Source organism: Tenacibaculum sp. 190130A14a (assembly GCF_964048965.1).
GTDB classification, from domain to species: Bacteria; Bacteroidota; Bacteroidia; order Flavobacteriales; family Flavobacteriaceae; genus Polaribacter; species Polaribacter polynesiense.
In genome coordinates, this window is the sequence record NZ_OZ040189.1 from 3,655,377 (window position 1) to 3,677,680 (window position 22,304).

21 protein-coding genes are annotated in these 22,304 nt (G+C 33.9%); 8 read left to right on the plus strand and 13 right to left on the minus strand.

Going from position 1 to position 22,304, the window contains the following annotated elements; genetic code table 11:
* The first annotated feature begins 13 nt into the window (after positions 1-13).
* Complete coding sequence (locus tag ABNT22_RS17100; protein WP_348714209.1) at positions 14-400, plus strand: c-type cytochrome; 387 nt, start codon at positions 14-16, stop codon at positions 398-400.
* 102 nt (positions 401-502) lie between these two features.
* Entirely contained in the window at positions 503-679 is a 177-nt protein-coding gene (locus ABNT22_RS17105; protein ID WP_348714208.1) for a hypothetical protein, read from the plus strand.
* A 14-nt stretch (positions 680-693) separates the two neighbouring features.
* On the opposite strand, the gene rimM is transcribed toward ABNT22_RS17105, so the two are convergent.
* From rimM to ABNT22_RS17120, 3 genes are all read right to left on the minus strand, one after another.
* Positions 694-1,221: a ribosome maturation factor RimM gene (gene rimM, locus ABNT22_RS17110; protein ID WP_348714207.1), complete on the minus strand. Its 528-nt coding sequence runs from the start codon at positions 1,219-1,221 to the stop codon at positions 694-696.
* 30 nt (positions 1,222-1,251) lie between these two features.
* Entirely contained in the window at positions 1,252-1,752 is a 501-nt protein-coding gene (locus ABNT22_RS17115; protein ID WP_348714206.1) for a 30S ribosomal protein S16, read from the minus strand.
* Positions 1,753-1,925: 173 nt separating this feature from the next.
* Complete coding sequence (locus ABNT22_RS17120) at positions 1,926-2,117, minus strand: cold shock domain-containing protein (protein WP_348714205.1); 192 nt, start codon at positions 2,115-2,117, stop codon at positions 1,926-1,928.
* A 246-nt stretch (positions 2,118-2,363) separates the two neighbouring features.
* Between ABNT22_RS17120 and dnaE the strand changes: the two genes are divergently transcribed.
* Positions 2,364-6,737, plus strand: a complete 4,374-nt coding sequence (gene dnaE, locus ABNT22_RS17125; RefSeq protein ID WP_348714204.1) for a DNA polymerase III subunit alpha — start codon at positions 2,364-2,366, stop codon at positions 6,735-6,737.
* A gap of 24 nt (positions 6,738-6,761) precedes the next feature.
* The gene (locus tag ABNT22_RS17130; protein WP_348727173.1) at positions 6,762-7,094 is read left to right on the plus strand and encodes a hypothetical protein; all 333 of its coding nucleotides are present in this window, start codon (positions 6,762-6,764) and stop codon (positions 7,092-7,094) included.
* A 28-nt stretch (positions 7,095-7,122) separates the two neighbouring features.
* Here ABNT22_RS17130 and ABNT22_RS17135 read toward each other — a convergent pair whose 3' ends face one another.
* The 10 genes from ABNT22_RS17135 to ABNT22_RS17180 all read right to left on the minus strand — a co-directional run bounded on the left by ABNT22_RS17135 (position 7,123) and on the right by ABNT22_RS17180 (position 15,354).
* Positions 7,123-7,980: a hypothetical protein gene (locus tag ABNT22_RS17135; protein ID WP_348714202.1), complete on the minus strand. Its 858-nt coding sequence runs from the start codon at positions 7,978-7,980 to the stop codon at positions 7,123-7,125.
* A 12-nt stretch (positions 7,981-7,992) separates the two neighbouring features.
* The gene (gene gldA / locus ABNT22_RS17140) at positions 7,993-8,886 is read right to left on the minus strand and encodes a gliding motility-associated ABC transporter ATP-binding subunit GldA (RefSeq protein ID WP_348714201.1); all 894 of its coding nucleotides are present in this window, start codon (positions 8,884-8,886) and stop codon (positions 7,993-7,995) included.
* 85 nt (positions 8,887-8,971) lie between these two features.
* Complete coding sequence (locus ABNT22_RS17145) at positions 8,972-9,460, minus strand: dihydrofolate reductase (protein ID WP_348714200.1); 489 nt, start codon at positions 9,458-9,460, stop codon at positions 8,972-8,974.
* Positions 9,460-9,921 carry a DinB family protein gene (locus tag ABNT22_RS17150; RefSeq protein ID WP_348714199.1) on the minus strand — a complete coding sequence of 154 codons (462 nt, stop codon included), beginning with the start codon at positions 9,919-9,921 and terminating at the stop codon, positions 9,460-9,462. The genes ABNT22_RS17145 and ABNT22_RS17150 overlap by 1 nt, the downstream gene beginning before the upstream one ends.
* Entirely contained in the window at positions 9,903-10,085 is a 183-nt protein-coding gene (locus ABNT22_RS17155) for a hypothetical protein (RefSeq protein ID WP_348714198.1), read from the minus strand. The genes ABNT22_RS17150 and ABNT22_RS17155 overlap by 19 nt, the downstream gene beginning before the upstream one ends.
* Positions 10,086-10,169: 84 nt before the next feature.
* Complete coding sequence (locus ABNT22_RS17160) at positions 10,170-10,994, minus strand: thymidylate synthase (RefSeq protein ID WP_348714197.1); 825 nt, start codon at positions 10,992-10,994, stop codon at positions 10,170-10,172.
* 110 nt (positions 10,995-11,104) lie between these two features.
* Positions 11,105-12,832: a nucleoside transporter C-terminal domain-containing protein gene (locus ABNT22_RS17165; protein WP_348714196.1), complete on the minus strand. Its 1,728-nt coding sequence runs from the start codon at positions 12,830-12,832 to the stop codon at positions 11,105-11,107.
* An 18-nt stretch (positions 12,833-12,850) separates the two neighbouring features.
* A complete protein-coding gene (locus tag ABNT22_RS17170) occupies positions 12,851-13,459 on the minus strand; it encodes a bifunctional nuclease family protein (protein WP_348714195.1) in 609 nt (202 codons plus the stop codon).
* A 142-nt stretch (positions 13,460-13,601) separates the two neighbouring features.
* Positions 13,602-14,555, minus strand: coding sequence for an electron transfer flavoprotein subunit alpha/FixB family protein (locus ABNT22_RS17175; protein WP_348714194.1), 954 nt, complete (start codon positions 14,553-14,555; stop codon positions 13,602-13,604).
* Between the two features lie 58 nt (positions 14,556-14,613).
* Positions 14,614-15,354, minus strand: a complete 741-nt coding sequence (locus ABNT22_RS17180; RefSeq protein WP_348714193.1) for an electron transfer flavoprotein subunit beta/FixA family protein — start codon at positions 15,352-15,354, stop codon at positions 14,614-14,616.
* 222 nt (positions 15,355-15,576) lie between these two features.
* Here ABNT22_RS17180 and ABNT22_RS17185 point away from each other — a divergent pair, with 222 nt between their 5' ends.
* From ABNT22_RS17185 to ABNT22_RS17200, 4 genes are all read left to right on the plus strand, one after another.
* On the plus strand, positions 15,577-16,557 hold the full coding sequence (locus ABNT22_RS17185; protein ID WP_348714192.1) for a pyruvate dehydrogenase complex E1 component subunit beta: 981 nt from the start codon (positions 15,577-15,579) through the stop codon (positions 16,555-16,557).
* 76 nt (positions 16,558-16,633) lie between these two features.
* The gene (locus ABNT22_RS17190) at positions 16,634-19,138 is read left to right on the plus strand and encodes a DUF5686 family protein (RefSeq protein ID WP_348714191.1); all 2,505 of its coding nucleotides are present in this window, start codon (positions 16,634-16,636) and stop codon (positions 19,136-19,138) included.
* Positions 19,139-19,243: 105 nt separating this feature from the next.
* The gene (locus ABNT22_RS17195) at positions 19,244-19,771 is read left to right on the plus strand and encodes an inorganic diphosphatase (RefSeq protein ID WP_299106643.1); all 528 of its coding nucleotides are present in this window, start codon (positions 19,244-19,246) and stop codon (positions 19,769-19,771) included.
* A gap of 119 nt (positions 19,772-19,890) precedes the next feature.
* Positions 19,891-22,296, plus strand: coding sequence for a sodium-translocating pyrophosphatase (locus ABNT22_RS17200; RefSeq protein ID WP_348714190.1), 2,406 nt, complete (start codon positions 19,891-19,893; stop codon positions 22,294-22,296).
* Positions 22,297-22,304: the final 8 nt, after the last annotated feature.

Below are 22,304 nucleotides of genomic sequence, written 5' to 3' on the forward strand. Positions count from 1 at the left end.
TCTAATTCTATTTTTGAGTTTGATTTTTGTCTCACTTCCTTTTGTTATACTCATTCAAACAGGAGGAACATATACTCCTACGTCTCAAACTAAGTTAATTGCTATCAATAAAACTCAATCTATTCTAAGAGGTAAAACGATTTTTAAGAAAGAGCAATGTATCAACTGTCATAAACTTGATAAAACATGTCGCCAACTTTTGAATAACCTACGAGATCGATATGAAAAAGAATTTCTATATAATTTTATTCGAAATGAAGACTCATTACTTAAAGCAAAACATCCAGAAGTTATTTCTTTAAAAAAATCATATAACGGCGCTAATGGTTTACATGATAAGAAACACTTATCAGATACTCAAATTGAAGACTTACTTGACTTTATAGCTAGTTTTGACTAATTTATCGTCAATTAAAAAATTAACTTTTATTTTTGTATAATAATTTATAATATTTGCACTATCCTCTTATTATATGACCATAACTACTATACCCTACAAAACATGAAAATTAATTTTTCAAAAAAGAGAGCAATAAAATCAAGTAAAATAAAAACTAAAAAGTTTTTGTTTCTACCTATGTTTCATAATGGATCTATGTACTGGTTAGAAAATGTAATTGTTAAAAAGAATTTTAACGGAAAATACTATCAGGTAACAGACATTAAAAGATTCAAGTAAATAAGAGCAATTAATTACCCTAAATACAAATCTATTAATCCTTCTGGAGTTGCTACTTCAATAATTTGATTCGCTCTATCTACCTTTTTGATAAAGTCATCAATCATAGGAATAAAGATTTCTTTTTCTTCTCTTTCTATTTCAAATAAAGGTTGTGCAGAAGTATCATTAATATTCTTAATAACACCAACCTCTCCAAAAGAAGCATCTATAATTTTAAAACCAATTACTTCGTGGTAGTAAAATTTGTTTCCTGTTAACTTAGGAAGTAATGATAAAGGTAAATAGATTCCAGCACGCATGATTGCATCTGCATCTTCTTCTGAAGACACATCTTCAAACTTTACACGTAACATGGTACCTTTACTTAAAGAAGATTTTTCAATAAAAAATGGAACCAGGTTATTGCCTAATCCGACAAAAACTGATTCCATATTTCTATAAAGTTCGGGCTCATCGGTATCTAACTTAATAACCACCTCACCCTTAAAACTATGTTTTTTAACGATTTTACCTAAATAAAAGCAATCTTCAATACGCATGTTATCAATTTAAAATCGTTGGTATAGTTCTTATTCTTCGCTATCAGCTCCGTTTTCAGCAGCAGCATCTTCACTATCAGTAGCAGGTGCGTTTGCAGCAATACGTGCTTCGTTAACAGCTTTTTCAGCTTCTAAAGCTTTTGCTTTAGCATCTTCTTTAGCTTTTGCTAAACCTTCAGCTTTACCAGCAACTTTACTAGCTTTTTCTTCTAACCATGCAGCAAATTTAGCATCTGCTTGCTCTTGAGTTAAAGCTCCTTTACGAACTCCTCCAGCTAAGTGATTCTTTAATAAAGCTCCTTTATAAGATAAAATAGCTCTTGCAGTATCAGTTGGTTGAGCACCGTTTTGTAACCAAGCTACAGCTTTATCAACACTTAAATCGATAGTTGCAGGGTTAGTATTTGGGTTATACGTTCCGATTTTCTCTAAAAAACGTCCATCTCTCTTAGCTCTTGAATCAGCAGCTACTACCCAATAAAATGGTTTTCCTTTTTTACCGTGTCTTTGTAATCTAATTTTTACAGGCATAATGTTAATTTTTAAGGTACGCGACCTTGATTATTAATAATTCTTACTATCTCGTAGTAAGTGGGCGCAAAATTATAAAATATTTTTCATTCTACCACAATAAAACTCATTTTATAAAAACAAAAAAAGAGCCTGATAAACAAGCTCTTAAGAAAAATAAATTATACGGTATATTATAATACTCTAACGCTAACTGCGTTTAATCCTTTTCTTCCTTCTTTAAGTTCAAACTCTACAGTATCACCTTCTCTAACCTCATCGATTAAACCTGATACGTGTACAAAATGTTCTTGGTTCGAACCTGTTTCAATAATAAATCCAAAACCTTTAGATTCATTGAAGAACTTTACTGTTCCTTCTTTCATTGTAAAAAATATTATATTAAAAAAAGCAAATGTAATCTTATTAATTGATTATCAACTACTTTTTCTGTAATTTATTTAAATCTTAACTTCTACGTAACATACAATTCTCTTACAACATCAGTAACACAGTTAGTTACATTTTTTGCATCCAACTCAGTTAATAACTTCTAAAACTAGAAAGTTAATTTCTTTGTATTTTTGTATTTGTTTTCACAAGAAAACAACTTCATAAAGAAAACCATATCGATGTACTTAATTTTTGATACTGAAACAACGGGATTACCTAAAAGTTGGAACGCTCCAATTACAGATACAGATAACTGGCCAAGAGCAATACAAATTGCATGGCAGTTACATGATGAAATGGGTAATTTAATTGAGCATAACGATTTTTTAATTAATCCGGAAGGGTTCAATATTCCATATGATGCAGAACGTATTCATGGAATTTCTACAGATTTAGCCATTGAGCAAGGTATTTCTTTAAACGAAGGGTTAGACCTTTTTAATGAAGCTTTAAAAAAAACCAAGTTTATTGTTGGACAAAATGTTGGCTTTGATGTCAACATCATGGGGTGTGAATTCCATCGTTTAGGCGTTGAAAACAACTTAACCGAATTACCTGTATTAGATACCTGTACCGAACATACGGCTCAATTATGTCAAATACCTGGTGGTAGAGGAGGAAAATTTAAACTACCTACACTTACAGAATTACACAACCATTTATTCGGCACTGGTTTTGGAGAAGCACATAATGCAACTGCCGATGTAGAAGCTACCACTCGTTGTTTCTTAGAACTTATTAGGTTACGTCAATATACAGAAGAGCAACTAGACGTCCCTAATGATTATTTTCAGCGCTATTCGGAAGCCAACCCAATGCCTATTAAAGTTATCGGATTAAAACACTTAAATCTAAAAGAAGAAAGTGATAAAATTCGAAAACGAAAAGCGTCAGAATCAGATGCTGAAACTACGCATAGTACATCTGAAGGATTGGCTGCCTTAGAGGGTGCTCAGTTTGCACACCTTCATAACCACACGCAATATTCGGTGCTCCAATCAACCATTCAAATTGGAAACATTGTAAATGCCGCTGGAAAAGACAATATGTCTGCCGTAGCCATGACCGATACCGGTAATATGATGGCAGCGTTCCACTTTGTGCAGGCTGTATTTGGACATAACAAATCAGTAGAAGCCGCCAATAAAGAAGCTATTGAAAAAGGTGAAGAGCCTACGCAAAAACCTTTAAAACCTATTGTAGGTTGTGAATTTAATATCTGTGGAGATCATACTAACAAAAGCCAAAAAGACAACGGGTATCAAGTAGTTTTACTAGCAAAAAACAAAAACGGGTACCACAACTTAGCAAAAATGTCTTCCATTGCCTTTGTTGATGGATTCTATTATGTTCCAAGAATTGACAAAGAGGTTGTAAAAAAATATAAAGAAGACGTAATTGTTTTAACAGGAAATTTATACGGAGAAGTTCCTAGTAAAATATTAAATGTAGGAGAAGCTCAAGCAGAAGAAGCCTTACTATGGTGGAAAGAAGAGTTTGGAGATGATTTATATATTGAGTTAATGCGTCATAATCAGGAAGACGAGAACGTAGTTAACAAAACACTTTTAGAATTTTCAAAAAAGCACGATGTAAAAATTGTTGCCTCTAACAACACTTTTTATTTAGATAAAGAAGATGCCAATGCACATGATATTTTATTATGTGTAAAAGATGGTGAAAAACAAGCTACCCCAATTGGTAGAGGACGTGGATATAGATACGGACTTCCAAACGACGAATACTACTTTAAGTCTACAGAAGAAATGAAGCATTTATTTGCTGATTTACCTGAAGCGATCCTTAATATTCAGGAAATTGTAGATAAAGTAGAACCTTTTACCCTAGCACGTGACGTATTATTACCTGCCTTCGATATTCCTGAAGAATTTAGAGATGATAAAGATTTAGAAGACGGAGGAAAACGAGGTGAAAATAACTTCTTACGACACTTAACCTACGAAGGGGCTAAAATTCGTTATGGCGAGTTAACCGATAGTATTTGCGAACGTTTAGATTTTGAATTAGACGTTATTGCAAAAACAGGATATCCGGGTTATTTCTTAATTGTAGAAGACTTTATTAGAGAAGCTCGTAAAATGGATGTGTCGGTTGGACCCGGTCGTGGTTCTGCAGCAGGTTCTGTGGTAGCGTACTGTTTATGGATCACCAATATTGACCCAATTAAGTACGATTTACTTTTTGAGCGTTTCTTAAATCCTGAACGTGTATCCATGCCCGATATTGATATTGACTTTGATGATGAAGGACGAAGTCGTGTAATGGATTATGTAATTGATAAATACGGTGCCAATCAAGTAGCACAAATTATCACTTATGGTACCATGGCAGCAAAATCATCTATTCGTGATACTGCCCGTGTACTAGATTTACCATTATTTGAAGCCGATAGAATTGCCAAGTTAATCCCTGGTATGAAGCTTAAAAAAATCTTCTCTTTAGATGATGCCGGATTAAAAGCCAAGCTTCGTTCAGAAGAAATAGAAATGGTAAACGAGCTTAAATCTATTTCTAATGGAAATGGATTAGAAGCCGAAACTATTAATAAAGCCCGAATCTTAGAAGGTTCGGTTCGAAATACAGGAATTCATGCCTGTGGGGTAATTATTACTCCAGATGATATTACCAAATTCGTACCTGTTTCTTTAGCCAAAGATTCCGACATGTATGTTACTCAGTTTGATAACTCGGTAGTGGAAAGTGCGGGATTACTAAAAATGGATTTCTTGGGGTTAAAAACATTAACCCTTATCAAAGACACCGTAAAAATTGTAAAGGCACGTCATGGAGTAGAACTAGATCCAGAAAACTTCCCGATTGATGACGAAGAAACCTATGCATTATTCCAACGTGGAGAAACCGTAGGGATATTCCAATATGAATCTCCCGGAATGCAGAAATACATGCGTGAATTAAAACCAACAGTTTTTGCCGATTTAATTGCCATGAACGCCCTGTATCGTCCAGGTCCGTTAGAATATATTCCTTCCTTCATTAGAAGAAAGCATGGAGACGAAGAAATTACCTATGACTTACCGGCCTTAGAAGAATATTTAGCAGAAACCTACGGAATTACGGTATACCAAGAGCAGGTAATGCTACTTTCTCAAAAGTTAGCAGATTTTACCAAAGGTGAGGCCGATGTACTTCGTAAGGCAATGGGTAAAAAACAAATTGCCGTACTAGCGAAAATGAAGCCTAAGTTTGTAGAACAAGCTATGGCAAATGGACATGATGAAAAAGCGCTTGAAAAGATTTGGAAAGACTGGGAGGCATTTGCATCTTATGCCTTTAACAAATCGCACTCTACCTGTTATGCATGGATTGCATATCAAACAGCATATTTAAAAGCACATTACCCTGCTGAATATATGGCTGCAGTACTATCTAACAACATGAACGATATTAAATCGGTTTCTTTCTTTATGGAAGAATGTAAACGTATGGGATTAGAAGTACTTGGACCAGATATTAACGAATCTTTCTCTAAATTCTCCGTAAATAAAGAAGGAGCTGTTCGTTTTGGAATGGCAGCAATCAAAGGAGTTGGAGCCTCTGCCGTAAAGGCTATTATTGATGAACGTAAAGAAAACGGAAACTTTACTTCTGTTTTTGATGTTGCTAAGCGAGTAGACCTAAGGGTTGCCAATAAAAAAGCCTTTGAAGGTTTAATCTTAGCAGGTGGATTTGATTCTTTTGCCAATACTCATAGGGCACAATACTTTGAAGAAGATGAGAAGAGTCAAAAATTCATAGAAAAAGCCTTGCGTTTTGGTAATAAGTTTCAGGAAAACCAAAACTCATCACAAGTATCGTTGTTTGGAGAAGCTTCCGCAGTAGACTTACCGGAGCCTATCATTCCAGAATGTGAAACATGGGGTACCATGGAACTCTTAGCACGAGAAAAGGAAGTGGTAGGAATGTATATTTCTGCACATCCGTTAGATGACTTTAAAAACGAAATGAAGTTTTGTAACGCTACCTTAACTCACTTTAAAGATTTAGCTAAATATGAAGGTTTAGCTCTTTCATTTGGAGGTATTATAACTGATGTACAACACCGTGTATCTAAAGCAGGAAAAGGTTGGGCTTCTTTTATTATTGAAGATTATACCGACAGTTTTGAGTTTAGAATTTTTGGAGAAGAATATTTAAAGTTCAAACACTTCTTAGTACCAAGTTCATTCCTATTTGTAAAAACTACGGTGAAACCAGGATGGACTAACAAAGAAGGTGTAAAAGGAGACCCAAGAGTTAGTTTTATTGAGTTTAACTTACTTCACGACATTATGGATAAAATGTGTAAGAAAATTACCATTAAAATGCCTTTAAATGAAGTGAATGAAAATAGAATTAAAGAACTACAACATTTATTTGCTACCAATAAAGGAAGTCAGAATTTAAACTTTACCATTTGGGATGCTGAAGAGAAGATCGAATTGAGTTTACCTAGTAGAACTACTAAAATTAAAATATCTAACGAGTTCTTAAAAGCATTAGACGAACAGTTCATTAATTACAAACTGAACTAAATGCTTCAAGAATATCAAAATAGTATGTCCTTATTAACCCAAGTGGTTGATAAGGATTTATACATTCAACTCATACATCAATTAAATAAAGATTTTGAATTAGTAAGTTTAGATATAGCCTTTGATACAGAAAGTACGCCTTTAGAACTAAAAAACACATTACAAGAAACGGTGAAAAACTTATTATTAAATGATTCCGACGGGTATTACAATTTGCTATACCGTATAGACGTTTCTGAAACCATCATAAAGAGTATTGACACCTCAAGCATGGATAATTATTCTGAAGAAGTTACTTTCTTAATCTTAAAAAGAGTCTGGCAAAAGGTGTATTATAAGAATAAGTTTTCTAGCTAATCATTGCAAGAGAAGCAATCTGTTGTTTTTAAAATGGTTTAACCAATTCATTAACATACTCCTTAAAAGTATCTTCCTTCATCTTTTCATTCTTTAAATAATCACTAAAAAAATGACTCGGCCAAACCACTATATCGTCCCTCATTAGTTTACAAGTAACACGATTAGCTCCTATATTAAAATAACTATAAACTCCTTCCCAAGAAAAACCATATAATCTACAAAGGGTCTCCCCAAAATACGCTGTCAATTCTGCCTCAAGTATATGGTTCTGCTCAGAAATAGAATCTGTTTTCTCATTGATTAAAATAAGATCTATTTCTTCTTGCAAACTCTTTAAAGAAAAATCTAGACAATAACCTTTCTCCCCATATTTTCTTGAAGTTTGTAAGGCTACTTTCTCAGGGTTTCTTACCTCTAATGTATCAGGTGTTTTAAGAAATTGAAACAAAACTCCTGGAGCTACTATTTTTCTTTCACCAATTGTCGAATATTGATAGTGCAAATAGTCTTTAAAGTGTTTTTTACTAAAATCATAAATAGGAAGTCTACGGTCAAAAAAGTGAGATGGATGAAAACGTTCTCTTCCTTTTTCAATAAAATAAGAATAGTAATTAACTCCATTTCGATCTCCTCCTGCAAAATATTGCCCAGGGTCTTCTGCATCAAAAATTCTACAAAACGTTTCCCCTACATAAGCACTTAATTCTGCCTTTAGTAATTCTGTATTCCCTTCTTTATAAGTATCGGGGTTATTGATAATTTTATCAATTTCCTCTTCTAAACTTTGTAAGGAAAAATCCAACTTATAACCTTTCGCAATGAACTTTTTAGCAACCTCTTCTGCTATTAAAGATGGATTACTATCTCCTGGCATATTAAACATATACTTATGCTATTATGAAGTCAACTCTCTAAATAAACTTTCTAAATTCTTATTTTCAGTATTCAACCCAAGAATCTTTAAACCATTTTCTTGTGCGAAGTCAAAAATATGTGGACGCATATCTTCCGTAGTATCAAAAACTAAGGTCCAATTATTTTCAGAAGTATTTTTATAGGAAACCACATTAAGCATACGCTTTATAAACTGCTCTTCTAACTTATAATCAAAGGTTACATGAATAACTTGCTCGGTAGATGTTTTTAATTCATTTATTTTTTTATCGGTAACAATTTCTCCTTTATTGATAATAATAACACGATCGCACACCGCTTCTACCTCTTGCATTATATGGGTAGAAAGTAACACTATTTTATCTTTTCCTAATTCCTTTATCAATCCACGTATTTCTACCAATTGATTCGGATCTAATCCTGTGGTAGGTTCATCTAAAATCAACACTTCTGGATCATGCAAAATAGCTGCTGCCAATCCAACTCGTTGTCGATATCCCTTTGAAAGCTGCCCTATTTTCTTATGCGCTTCTAAAGTCAGCCCTACTTTTGCAATTACTTCTTCTACTTTTTCAATACCTACTTGATGAACCGATGCTTGAAACTGTAAATACTCCCTTACGTACATATCTAAATACAAGGGATTATGTTCTGGTAAATACCCTATTTGCTTCTGCGCTTCTATAGAATTTTTAACCACATCAATTCCACCAACCATAACAGTTCCTTCAGAAGGCTGAATAAACCCAGTTAACATTTTCATCGTAGTTGATTTCCCTGCTCCATTTGGCCCCAAAAAACCAATAATCTCACCCTTCTCTCCAGAAAAAGAAATGGCATTTACTGCTTTTTGAGCTCCGTACATTTTTGATACCGATGTTAGTACTATTGACATTGTTTTGATTGATATATTTTAGATGGTATAATCAAACGTAATCTCTATTAGATTAAATCTAGCCTTCAACTAATAATTAATAAAATTACATTCTCTGATAAGAAACGAAACTATAATCGTATTTATTTTTCTCATCTGCTTTAAAATCTTCACGAGAAACTTCTTTCCAAACAGTTGCATCTATTGCTGGAAAAAACACATCTGCTTCAAACGTTTCATGAACAATGGTAATATCTAATTGATCTACCAATCCTTTATCCATTACTTGTTTATAAATCTGAGCTCCTCCAATAATAAAAACTTCCGAATCTTCTTTGGCTAATTCTAAAGCTTCCTCTACAGAATTAGCGACCAAACATCCATCTACAAAATAATCATTGTTTCTCGTTATGATTACCGTAGTTCTATTAGGCAAAGGCTTCCCTATACTTTCATAAGTATTTCGACCCATTAAAATATGATGCCCTGAGGTAACCTTTTTAAAACGTTTTAAATCGGCAGGTAAATGCCATATTAGGTCATTATCTTTTCCTAAAGCATTATTTTTTGCAATAGCTGCAATCAGTGTAATCATTATCTTAGGATTTGTTGTGCATGATGATTAAAGTGCCCAATATAATCATCTAACATTTCTTGAAAGGAATAAATCTCTACTTTTTCTATTTCTTTGGAAACATTTATCGATGCTTCGAATTTATCTTCCGGAAAATTATGCCAAACATGTGCAATCTGGGTGTTTAAACTTTTCCATAAAGTAACTATTTCAGCTATAGAAACTTGTTGCCAATGTTGTGCCGCAACCCATTCATTTTGATGATACACCACATGTGGTATTTCCTGATACTGAACTCGAATATAGCGTTGTAAATTGTTAAGAGCTGAATCTACTAAATGTCCTAAAATTTCCTTTTTACTCCATTTACCAGCTTCTTTTACGTTCCAATCAGCCTCAGAAAGAACCGATATTCTCTTTGGGAAAGTCTCTAATACTTCTTCTAAAGCAACAATATGTTTTGTTACATATTCTTTACCCATTCTTTTATATATCCGTTGAAATCTTCTTTTTGTGTCACTTTATTCACGGCATCAACTTCCAAATTATTAATGATTGTTTTAATGGCCTCAAGCACATTTTCATCATCAATTTTTTCAATCTTATCGTAAATCTCTTCTTTTATTAAATCTATTGAGGCTGTCATAATATTGGTTATTAGCTATTGAAACACTAATTTACTAACAAAACAACAAAACTCAAAGTTAGATTTATCTAAAAGTACGTTAAATTATACTGCTACGACACCTTTGATATGTGGATGCGGATTATAATCAATCAATTCGAAATCATTAAATGTGAAGTCTTCTATATTTTTAATTTCTGGATTGATCTTCATCTTTGGTAATGGTCTTGGCTCACGAGATAATTGCAATTCTAACTGCTCCATATGATTATTATAAATATGTGCATCTCCAAACGTGTGAATAAACTCTCCTACTTCATAACCACATACCTGAGCAATCATCATTGTAAACAATGCATAACTTGCAATATTAAAAGGAACTCCTAAAAAGATATCAGCACTACGTTGATACAATTGACAAGACAACTTCCCATCTGCTACATAAAACTGAAAGAAAGCATGACATGGAGGCAATGCAGCTTTTCCATTGGCTACATTTTCTGAAAAAGAAACCGAAGTATCTGGCAACACAGAAGGATTCCAAGCTGACACTAACATTCTACGACTATTTGGATTCTTTTTCAAGGTTTCTATCACCTCTTTCAACTGATCTATCTCGTCACTGTTCCAATTACGCCATTGATGACCGTACACAGGACCTAAATCACCATTCTCATCGGCCCATTCATTCCATATACGTACACCATTTTCTTGTAAATACTTGATATTGGTATCCCCTTTAATAAACCACAACAATTCATAAATAATCGATTTCAAGTGCAGTTTTTTGGTAGTTACCATTGGGAAACCTTCGTTTAAATCAAATCGCATCTGATACCCAAAAACACTTTTAGTACCCGTACCTGTTCTATCTCCTTTTTCGTTTCCGCTCTCTAATACATGTTTTACTAAATCGTGATATTGCTTCATTTTTTCCCCTTTTGATTTTTCCAAAAATAAAAAAGCTCCAACATAAAATGTTCGAGCTTTTCAAAATAATATTAATAAGTTATTAACTATCTGTTTGTTCTAGAAATTTACTATCCGATGATCATTCCTGCGATAGTAGCTGACATTAATGAAGCAATTGTACCTCCAATTAATGCTTTCATACCAAACTCCGATAATGTTTTACGTTGCCCTGGAGCTAATGAACCAATTCCTCCAATTTGAATACCAATAGAAGCAAAATTTGCAAATCCACATAGCATATAGGTTGCCATGATAACAGATTTATTATATGTTAAATGTGTTGCAGATGCCACGTTCTTTAATTCGGCTAATTGGATATATCCCACAAACTCACTTGCTGCTAATTTGATTCCTAATAATTGTCCCATTAAGGCCATATCTTCACTAGGCACACCAATTAACCACATTAATGGTGCGAATATATATCCTAAAATCGCCTCTAATGAAAACTTAGGATACGGTGTGTTTGCTGCCATCCATTCATTTAATGTTGTAATATCTCCTATCCAACCTAAAATTCCATTTAACATAGCTATAAAAGCAATAAACACTAATAACATTGCAGCTACATTCATTGCTAAGTTTAATCCTTCTGTAGTTCCGTTAGCAATTGCATCTAAAATATTAGAACCTATTTTTTCTGAAGATACTTTTACATCGGTATTTACTTCTTCTGTTTGTGGATATAAGATTTTAGAAATAATAATAGCTCCAGGTGCTGCCATTACTGAGGCTGCTAATAAGTGTTTTGCATATAATAAACGTAAGGCTTCATCATCTCCTCCTAAGAATCCGATATAGGCTGCTAATACTGCCCCAGCAACCGTTGCCATTCCTCCAATCATTACTAATAAGATTTCAGAACGATTCATTTTTTCTAAGTAGGCCTTAATCAATAAAGGCGCTTCTGTTTGTCCTAAGAAAATATTTCCTGCCACTGATAAACTTTCTGCTCCTGAAATTTTTAGACTCTTCGATAATAACCAAGCTAATCCTTTTACAACCTTTTGGATTAGTCCTAAGTAGAATAACAATGAAGTTAAGGCTGAGAAAAATATAATCGTAGGTAAAACCTGAAATGCAAAAATAAATCCAAACGAATCCATATCTGCTACTAATCCGCTAAATAAAAATTCACTTCCCGCTCTTGTAAAATCTAGTACACTTACAAAAATACTTCCTACAAATTCAAAGGCTTTTTGTACAAAAGGTACTTTTAAAACTCCAACAGCAATTAACAACTGAAATCCTAAACCTAAACCAACTGTCTTCCAATCAACCCCTCTTCTATTAGAGCTAAATAAAAATGCAATTACAATTAAAGAAGCCATCCCTAAAACCCCTCTTAAAAAGCTATTTAGAGAAAAATCTTCACTAGGTTTAATCCCTGTTGCTTTTGGTTCTTCTTTAACTTCTGCTACTTCCGCCTTTTGCTCCGCAGCAACAGGTACGTTCTCAGTAGCAAATGAATACACCACATTATTCTCTGCTATTGTTAGTTTATCTTCAGATAGCTCAACAATATTATAATAACGAACCGTATCTTTTGGTTGTTTATAATTAAAAATTAATAAATTGTTTTGTCGGATATAGTTTCCTGAAGCTTGTAGATTCTCTTTCGCTTCTAATGTGTAGTTAAAGTTACCTTCTGATAAGGTAAAAACATCATTCGGGTTGATTTGAAATAATTCATTTCCGTTTGAAGTAATTGATGAAAAATTCCACTTTTTTTCTATGCTTTGTCCAAAAATTGTTACAGATGCGCAAAGCACAATAAGCGTAAATAATTTCTTCATTTTAAAAAATTTAAATTGTTAAGAACGTTTGCTAATTTCGTCGCGAATTTTAGCTGCTAATTCATAGTTTTCATTTGCAACTGCCTCATCTAGTTGCTCATGCAATTCCTTTATTGATAAATTTGAAAACCCTCCTTTTTCCTCTAGGCTTTCTTCTAAATCAATCTCATATTCATCTTCTTCTAACTCATCTTCAAATTCAAGCTCTTCTTCCATTTTTAAATAAATACCTGCTTTATCTAAAATGTTTTCATAGGTATAAATAGGCGCTTGAAAACGTACTGCTAATGCAATGGCATCAGAAGTTCTTGTATCTATGGTCTCTTCAACTCCGTCTCTTTCACATACTAAGCTTGAAAAGAATACACCATCTACCAATTTATGAATGATTACCTGCTTGATTTTAATCACAAAACGATCAGCAAAAGTTTTAAACAAATCATGAGTTAAGGGTCTCGGTGGTCTGATCTCCTTTTCCAAAGCGATTGCTATTGACTGTGCTTCAAATGCACCAATAATTATAGGTAAAGTTCTTTTACCTCCTATTTCGCTCAATACCAAAGCGTACGCTCCGCTTTGCGTTTGACTATACGAAATACCCTTAATAGTTAGTTGTATTAAACTCATTTATCAGTCTTCATAAAAGAAAAAGGCTGTCTAATTTTAGGGTTTTCCTGATAATTAGACAGCCCTTTTTTGCGGGCACAATTTACTAAAAATTATGAGTCGACATCTTAATTTTCTAAAAAGAAAATTCTGCCCTAAAAAATTATGCTTGTTTAAAGGCCTTTAATTTTTCGATTAATTGTGGAACAACTTCAAAAGCATCACCAACAATACCATAATCTGCTGCCTTAAAGAAAGGTGCTTCTGGGTCATTATTGATTACAACTTTTACTTTCGAAGCATTCACTCCAGCTAAATGCTGAATTGCTCCTGAAATCCCTATTGCAATATATAAGTTAGATGCTACTGGCTTACCAGTTTGCCCAACGTGCTCGCTATGAGGTCTCCATCCTAAATCAGACACTGGCTTAGAACATGCAGTTGCAGCTCCTAAAACATCTGCTAACTCCTCTACCATTCCCCAGTTCTCTGGTCCTTTTAATCCACGTCCAGCTGAAACTACTACATCAGCATCTGCAATAGTAACTTTTCCTGTTGCTCTACTAATGCTTTCAGACTTTACTCCTAAACCTGGTAAAGAAGCTTCAAAACTTTCAGCTGCTCCAGACACTGGGTTCTCATGAACTCCAAATGAGTTTTTAGCTACTCCAACTACTTTCTTTTCAGTTGAAATTTCAGTATTGTTAAACCCTTTGTTAGAAAACGCTTTTCTCTTCACTACAAATGGACTCGTACTACTTGGTAACGCTACTGCATTTGATGCATAACCTGCATCTAATCCAACAGCTACTAGAGGACCAACAGATAATCCATCAATACTTGAATCTACAACAACTACCTCAGCTCCATTGGCTTCAGCTACTTGCTTAATAATAGCAGCATACGCTTTCGCTTCAAAAGAACCTAAGTCATTTTTAACCTCTACTACTTTTTCAGCACCATACGTGTATAATTCAGAAGCATCACCACCATTGATTGATAAAACAACCATATTGCTTCCCATTTGCTCTGCTACTTTCTTTCCGTATGAAACTACTTCAAAAGCAGTTTTCTTGAATTTTCCTTCCGATGAATCGGCAAAAACTAATACAGACATATTTTAATATTTTTTGACTTTAGAAATAAGATTTCTAAAAAGTGATTTTTAATTTTAATTAAATTGCTTTTGCTTCGTTATGTAATAAGTTGATTAAATCATCAACATTATCAACTAACTTAACAGCTCCTTTTGCTGCAGGCTTCTCAAAATTTTGAGTTGACGATGCAGATGCAGCTCCTGAAGCTTCAACAACATTCAATGGCTTCTTACGAGCCATCATAATTCCACGCATGTTAGGAATACGTAAATCTTTTTCTTCTACGATTCCTTTTTGACCTGCTACTACCATTGGTAAAGAAGAAGATAATTTTTCTTCACCACCATCAATTTCTCTATCTAAAGTTACATTCGTTCCTTCAACTTCCATTCCAACACAAGCATTCACAAAGTTGAAATCTAATAATGAAGCTAACATTCCTGGAACCATTTGACCATTATAATCTGCAGATTCTTTTCCTGCCAATACTAAATCAAACCCTCCATCTTTAACAACTGCTGCTAATTCTTTCGCTACTAACATTCCGTCTGTTGGATTTGTATTTACTCGAATTGCATTATCTGCTCCAATTGCCAATGCCTTACGCAAAGTTGGTTCTGTTTCAGCTCCTCCTACATTTACTACTGTTACTGAAGCTCCTTGCTTTTCTTTAAACCACATTGCTCTCGTTAATACAAACTCGTCATAAGGATTAATTACAAACTGCACTCCGTTTGTATCAAACTTAGTATCATTATCTGTAAAATTAATTTTTGAAGTGGTATCAGGCACGTGACTGATACAAACTAATATTTTCATATATCGTTGTTTTTAAGAAACTTAATTTTGAGCGACGAAGTTACACTTTTTTTTTAATTTATTATGCGTGCATAATAAATTTTTTACGCTCTTTTTTACTCTTTGTAAAAGTAATCATTATAAAAGGAATATAATATATAAGTTAAAGCAATTTATCTGCTTTAAAAAATAAACAAAATTGTTTACTTTTGCACTCTTGATGAACAACTACTTATAAAACGTATGAAAACAGTACAATTTAGAGAAGCTATCTGCGAAGCGATGAGCGAAGAAATGCGCAGAGATGAAAGCATATATTTAATGGGAGAAGAAGTTGCCGAATACAACGGTGCTTATAAGGCTTCAAAAGGAATGTTAGATGAGTTTGGTGCGAAACGAGTTATAGATACCCCTATTGCTGAATTAGGTTTTGGTGGTATTGCGGTTGGTTCTGCGATGAATGGTAACAGACCTATTGTTGAATATATGACCTTTAATTTCTCTTTAGTTGGTATTGACCAAATTATAAACAACGCGGCAAAAATCCGTCAAATGAGTGGTGGACAGTTTAATTGCCCAATCGTTTTTAGAGGTCCTACTGCTTCTGCTGGTCAATTAGCGGCAACGCACTCACAAGCTTTTGAAAGCTGGTATGCTAACTGTCCAGGATTAAAAGTGATTGTTCCTTCCAATCCATATGACGCAAAAGGATTATTAAAAGCTGCTATTAGAGATGACGATCCGGTTATTTTCATGGAGTCTGAGCAAATGTATGGTGATAAGATGGAAATTCCTGAAGGAGAATACATCATCCCAATCGGTGTAGCAGATATTAAAAGAGAAGGTTCAGATGTTACTGTAGTTTCTTTCGGAAAAATCATCAAAGAAGCTTATAAAGCAGCTGATGAACTAGCGAAAGAAGGTATTTCTATTGAAGTAATCGATTTACGTACAGTTAGACCAATGGATCATAAAACAATTTTAGAATCTGTTAAGAAAACTAATCGTTTAGTAATCTTAGAAGAAGCTTGGCCATTTGGAAGTGTTTCTTCTGAAATTACATTTAGAGTACAAGATGAAGCATTTGATTATTTAGATGCACCTATTAAAAGAATTACAACATCTGATACTCCAGCACCATATTCTCCTGCATTGTTAGAGAAATGGTTACCAAACGCCAATGACGTAATACAAGCTGTTAAAGATGTTATGTACATCAAATAAGAGGTATAACAAAAAAAATAACTACAAAATCCTTTCTATTTTATTAGTAGAAAGGATTTTGGCATAAGAAAAAGTAATGAAACTCAGAATAACCCTACTACTATTAATCCTAACTACCTCTATTAGAGCGCAGTTAACTTTACAAGGAAGAATTGTTGATGAATTTAACAATCCTTTACCTTTTGTTAATGTAGTAATGAAAAAGACCATTCATGGAACTACCACAGATGATGATGGTAAGTTTTATTTAAAAACTAAAAAGTACAGAGGTACTTTAGAAATTTCTTTTATTGGATTTCAAACACAAACATTTAGCGTTAGTGAAAACACAAAGTTCTTAAACATTGTATTAAAAGAAGAAAGCAATCAATTAGATGAAGTAGTAGTGGTTACAAGACCTAAAAAAAGGTTGAAAAAGAAAGAAAATCCGGCTTATAGAATTTTAAAAGAAATATGGAAACGAAAAAGGAAAAACGGATTAGAATTAGTTGATCACTATCAATACAAAAAACACAAGTCTATTGAAATAGGACTTAACAATTTAGACACAGTTTTTTTAAAAAGGATTTTCAAAAAGGAATACGAACAGGCGATCAAAGAAGTTAAATACGATGAAGATGGTGTTAACTACTACATCCCTATATATATTAACGAAGAGGTTTCAAAAATATATGGTAACAATATCTCCAAAGAAGTTAGAACAGATATTGAAGCTGAAAAATCTGAAGGGTTAGGCGCCCAAGGTTTTATTTTTGATAGAATGGCCATGACTTTTCAAAACATCGATGTTTTTAAAAACAACATTACCTTACTTCAACGATCTTTTGTAAGTCCGCTTTCTTCTGACGGTTTTGCTACTTATGACTATGTTTTATACGATAGTATTACCAATAATGATAAAAAACTTTACAACATTTACTTTTTTCCTATTAGAGAAGGAGACTTAGCTTTTGAAGGTAATTTTTGGGTAGCAGATAAAAATTTCTCTATCAAAAAAATCAAAATGAAAGTACGTAAAGAAATCAATTTGAATTTTGTGAGAGGTCTTTCTTTTGAAAAAGAGTATGAAGTTCAAAATGACTCTATTTATCTTCCTACGAGAAATGCTTATGATGGTGATTTTACTTTTATTGATAAAAGTGAAACCAATAAAGGGTTAACCATCAAAAAAACGATCACGTTTAAAGATTACGTTTTAAACAAACCTTTAGCAGATAACTTTTACAAAGACGAAGTTGTTAAGATTAGACCTGATCAGTTTGAAAAGGATAGCACTTATTGGGCTTCTACCGATTCTGAAGAAACAAAATCTACATACCAACTTATTGAAAAGGTTAAAAAGAAAAAACAAATCAAAAATCTAACTGGGGTTATCAATACAGTATCTAGTGGATATATAAACACAAAAGTTGGTGTGCAATTTGGTCCTTTTTGGACTGCCTTTGCTCAAAACGAAATTGAAGGTTTCAGAACACGTCTTGGGTTTAGAACATTCAAAACAAAAGACGATAGGTTTAGACTAAATGGTCATGTTGCTTATGGTTTTAAAGATAAAAAAGCTAAATATGGCCTTGAAGGAAGGTACCTTCTTTCCTATAAACCACGAATAGCAGTTGGTTTAGCACACCAAAATGATATTGAACAATTGGGAAGTGTCCTTTTTAACACAACACAACTTTTAGGAAATAGTTTTGGTACTTCAGCATTATTTACTCGTGGTAACAACCGTTTTCTTTCTAAAGTTAACAAGGTAGCCACCAATGTTGATTTACAAATTAAAAACAACCTTCATGTTGGTATTAATTTAACGCGATCTGACATTACCTCAGCTGATCCAAATTTATTCTCTATCAATTATCTAGATGGTAATGGAAATATTCGAGATAGAGTTGTAGACGTTTCCTCAGATGTATATATTTCTTTTACTCCAGGAAGATTTGTATATGGTTATGGTGTAGAAAGACGCTTCGGAAGAAATATTTTTCCAACATTGATCTTAAACTATAAAAAAGGGCATAGCGGAATTTTAGATGGTACTCACGACTATCATAAACTTCAATTTCAATACAACCAACCTTTACTACTAGGTAAATTTGGTGTTTTAGATGCTACGTTTGAAGCTGGTAAAACCTTTGGAACGGTACCTTTAAGTTTACTAAATCCAGTACCTGCCAACCAGTCTTTTTCTTTAGTTAGAAATACCTTTAGTTTGTTAAACTTCTACGATTTTGTAACAGATACTTATACAGCAACGCACTTAGAGCATCACTTTAACGGATTCTTTTTAAACAGAATCCCGTTAATCAAGAAATTAAAACTAAGAAGTTTAGTTACGTTTAGAGCAGCCTATGGTACAATATCAGATAGTAATCGAGCTATAAATCAATCTGACATTAACTATAATACACCAGAAAAACTGTATTATGAATATGGGTTTGGAATTGAAAATATTGGTTATGGAAACCTACGTTTTTTGAGAATTGATGCCATTTGGAGATCTGATTATTCTTTACCTGTTGGTTCTACAATAGCGCCAACACCTAAGTTTGCTATTCGAATAGGTATTAAACCAGGTTTATAACGAGATACTTAACAGTAAAATAACTTGTATTTATACTATAAAAACGTATAGAAATCACTACTTTTGCAGTCCGATTTTAGAAACGAAGAAAAGTAATTAAGAAATATGACTGCAAAAGAAAGAAAAGTAGTAGATGTTTTAATTGAAATTCCAAAAGGAAGTAGAAACAAATACGAATATGATTTCGATTTAAAGAAAATACGTTTCGACAGAATGTTATTTTCTTCTATGATGTATCCTGGTGATTACGGATTTATCCCAGAAACATTGGCATTAGACGGTGACCCGTTAGATGTTTTAGTATTAGGAGCTGAGCCAACATTTCCAATGTGTGTAATGGAAGTAAAGCCAATTGGTGTATTCCACATGGCAGATGAAAAAGGTCCAGACGAAAAGATCGTATGTGTACCAGTATCTGATCCAATTTGGAACAAATACAACGATTTATCTGACTTAAATCCACACCGTCAACAAGAAATCACTCACTTCTTCCAAGTTTATAAAGATTTAGAGAAGAAAAAAGTAGATATTGGAGATTGGGGAGATGCTAATGAAGCATACGACATCTTACAAAAATGTTTAGATCGTTACGAAGCTAGCGAACACAAAAAGACAGGAGCGTTTGCAATCTAATTTGTAAAGCACCATCCATATTTATAAAGAAAATCCTCTTAATGCCAATTAAGGGGATTTTTCTTTCTCATTGATTTTGTTATATTTACAACAACTATTACTAATCAAATAACTTAAATATGGAACAAAACATAATGTATGTGCCAATTATTTTGGCACTATTAGGACTTGTTTTTATGTATGTAAAAATGGTCTGGGTAAAAAAACAAGATGCTGGAAATGACAAAATGCAATCCATTTCAAAAAGTATCAAAGAAGGAGCTCTTGCTTTTTTATCTGCTGAATATCGATTACTACTTATTTTCGCTATCATTGCCTCGGTAGCACTCTTCATAATATCATATATAGTTCCTACCACACACTGGATGATTGTTCCAGCTTTTATTATTGGAGCTATTTTTTCTGCCTTAGCGGGAAATATCGGAATGCGTATTGCAACTGATGCAAATGCTCGTACTGCAGAAGCGGCTAAAACAAGTTTACCAAAAGCTTTGCAAGTATCTTTCGGTGGAGGAACCGTAATGGGACTTGGAGTAGCGGGATTAGCCGTTTTAGGTTTGAGTTTATTCTTTATGTTCTTTGTTAATATGTTTATTACCGGAGAAGGAAGTTTTTACAATGAAATGACCATTGCTTTAGAAGCTTTAGCAGGGTTCTCTTTAGGTGCTGAATCTATTGCTTTATTTGCACGTGTGGGAGGTGGAATTTACACCAAAGCTGCCGATGTAGGTGCAGATTTAGTTGGTAAGGTAGAAGCAGGAATTCCAGAAGATGACCCTCGTAATCCAGCTACGATTGCTGACAACGTAGGTGATAACGTAGGAGATGTTGCTGGTATGGGAGCCGATTTATTCGGATCGTATGTAGCAACAGTATTAGCTGCCATGGTTTTAGGAAACTATTTAATTAGAGACATGTCTGCTAACGGAGCATTTACAGATGCATTTAGCAATATGGGGCCTATCTTATTACCACTAGTAATTGCTGGTGTGGGAGTACTTGCTTCAATATTAGGAACCTTCTTAGTAAAAATTAAAGATAATACGGCTAAAGAGGCGCAAGTTCAGTCGGCATTAGATTTAGGAAATTGGGTATCGATTGGATTGACATTAATAGCGAGTTTCTTCTTAATTAAATGGATGTTACCAGAAACCATGCAAATGAGTTTCTTTGGAGAAGGTTTAAGAGACGTTTCTTCAATGAATGTATTCTATGCAGCATGTATTGGTTTAGCAGTAGGAGCGTTAATTTCTATTGTAACTGCTTACTATACAAGTTTAGGTAAAAAACCAGTATTAGATATTGTACAAAACAGTTCTACAGGAGCTGCTACAAATATTATTGCAGGATTAGCTGTAGGAATGAAATCTACTTTCTTATCAGTTATTTTATTTGCTGCAGCTATTTACGGATCATATGCGTTGGCAGGGTTCTACGGAGTAGCTTTAGCGGCTTCTGCAATGATGGCAACTACCGCAATGCAATTAGCCATTGATGCTTTCGGACCAATAGCCGATAACGCAGGGGGAGTTGCTGAAATGAGTGAATTAGAAGACCACGTACGTGAGCGTACTGACATTTTAGATTCTGTAGGAAATACGACAGCTGCCGTTGGAAAAGGGTTTGCTATTGCTTCTGCAGCTTTAACAGCTTTAGCATTGTTTGCTGCTTATGTAACTTTTACAGGAATTGACGGTATTAATATTTTTAAAGCCGATGTATTAGCCATGTTATTTGTTGGAGGAATGATTCCAGTAATCTTCTCTGCATTGGCAATGGAATCTGTGGGAAAAGCAGCTATGGAAATGGTACAAGAGGTGCGTAGACAGTTTAGAGAAATTCCAGGGATTATGGAAGGAACTGGAACACCAGATTATGCGAAGTGTGTAGACATTTCTACTCAGGCAGCTTTAAAACAGATGATTTTACCAGGTTTAATAACTATTATTACACCAATTATTATCGGATTGTTATTTGGAGCTGAACCATTAGGTGGATATATGGCAGGAGTTTGTGTATCTGGTGTAATGTGGGCTATTTTCCAAAACAACGCAGGTGGTGCATGGGACAATGCTAAAAAATCGTTTGAAGCAGGTGTAGAAATTGATGGAGAAATGACGTATAAAGGTTCTGATGCTCATAAAGCAGCCGTTACAGGTGATACTGTAGGAGATCCTTTTAAAGATACTTCTGGACCCTCTATGAACATCTTAATTAAATTAACTTGTTTAGTTGGATTGGTCATTGCTCCTATTTTAGGAGGACATACTTCTGAAAGCCACGCTACCAATGAAATTAAAAAAGAGATTAAAGTAGAAATGAAATCTCCAGATGGTGAAATGGCAACTGCTGTGGTAACGACCACTAAAACCGAAAATGGTGAAACCGTTTCTGAAACGGAAACTATTGAAGGTACTGTAGAAGAGGTAAAACAAAAAGTAGAAGAAACTACAGATAAGAACGCTACAGTAGAAGTAAAAAAAGTAATCAAAAAGATAGAAGAGAAAGCAGAGAAAAAAGAATAGCTTTCTTC

Coding starts and splice junctions, on each gene's coding strand:
- ABNT22_RS17145 (WP_348714200.1), bottom strand. CDS start 9,460: ATGATTACACTGATTGCAGCTATTGCAAAAAATAATGCTTTAGGAAAA.
- ABNT22_RS17170 (WP_348714195.1), bottom strand. CDS start 13,459: ATGAGTTTAATACAACTAACTATTAAGGGTATTTCGTATAGTCAAACG.
- ABNT22_RS17160 (WP_348714197.1), bottom strand. CDS start 10,994: ATGAAGCAATATCACGATTTAGTAAAACATGTATTAGAGAGCGGAAAC.
- ABNT22_RS17190 (WP_348714191.1), top strand. CDS start 16,634: ATGAAACTCAGAATAACCCTACTACTATTAATCCTAACTACCTCTATT.
- ABNT22_RS17165 (WP_348714196.1), bottom strand. CDS start 12,832: ATGAAGAAATTATTTACGCTTATTGTGCTTTGCGCATCTGTAACAATT.
- ABNT22_RS17115 (WP_348714206.1), bottom strand. CDS start 1,752: ATGCCTGTAAAAATTAGATTACAAAGACACGGTAAAAAAGGAAAACCA.
- ABNT22_RS17130 (WP_348727173.1), top strand. CDS start 6,762: ATGTCCTTATTAACCCAAGTGGTTGATAAGGATTTATACATTCAACTC.
- gldA (WP_348714201.1), bottom strand. CDS start 8,886: ATGTCAATAGTACTAACATCGGTATCAAAAATGTACGGAGCTCAAAAA.
- ABNT22_RS17155 (WP_348714198.1), bottom strand. CDS start 10,085: ATGACAGCCTCAATAGATTTAATAAAAGAAGAGATTTACGATAAGATT.
- dnaE (WP_348714204.1), top strand. CDS start 2,364: ATGTACTTAATTTTTGATACTGAAACAACGGGATTACCTAAAAGTTGG.
- ABNT22_RS17120 (WP_348714205.1), bottom strand. CDS start 2,117: ATGAAAGAAGGAACAGTAAAGTTCTTCAATGAATCTAAAGGTTTTGGA.
- ABNT22_RS17180 (WP_348714193.1), bottom strand. CDS start 15,354: ATGAAAATATTAGTTTGTATCAGTCACGTGCCTGATACCACTTCAAAA.
- ABNT22_RS17195 (WP_299106643.1), top strand. CDS start 19,244: ATGACTGCAAAAGAAAGAAAAGTAGTAGATGTTTTAATTGAAATTCCA.
- ABNT22_RS17175 (WP_348714194.1), bottom strand. CDS start 14,555: ATGTCTGTATTAGTTTTTGCCGATTCATCGGAAGGAAAATTCAAGAAA.
- ABNT22_RS17105 (WP_348714208.1), top strand. CDS start 503: ATGAAAATTAATTTTTCAAAAAAGAGAGCAATAAAATCAAGTAAAATA.
- ABNT22_RS17185 (WP_348714192.1), top strand. CDS start 15,577: ATGAAAACAGTACAATTTAGAGAAGCTATCTGCGAAGCGATGAGCGAA.
- ABNT22_RS17135 (WP_348714202.1), bottom strand. CDS start 7,980: ATGTTTAATATGCCAGGAGATAGTAATCCATCTTTAATAGCAGAAGAG.
- rimM (WP_348714207.1), bottom strand. CDS start 1,221: ATGCGTATTGAAGATTGCTTTTATTTAGGTAAAATCGTTAAAAAACAT.
- ABNT22_RS17200 (WP_348714190.1), top strand. CDS start 19,891: ATGGAACAAAACATAATGTATGTGCCAATTATTTTGGCACTATTAGGA.
- ABNT22_RS17150 (WP_348714199.1), bottom strand. CDS start 9,921: ATGGGTAAAGAATATGTAACAAAACATATTGTTGCTTTAGAAGAAGTA.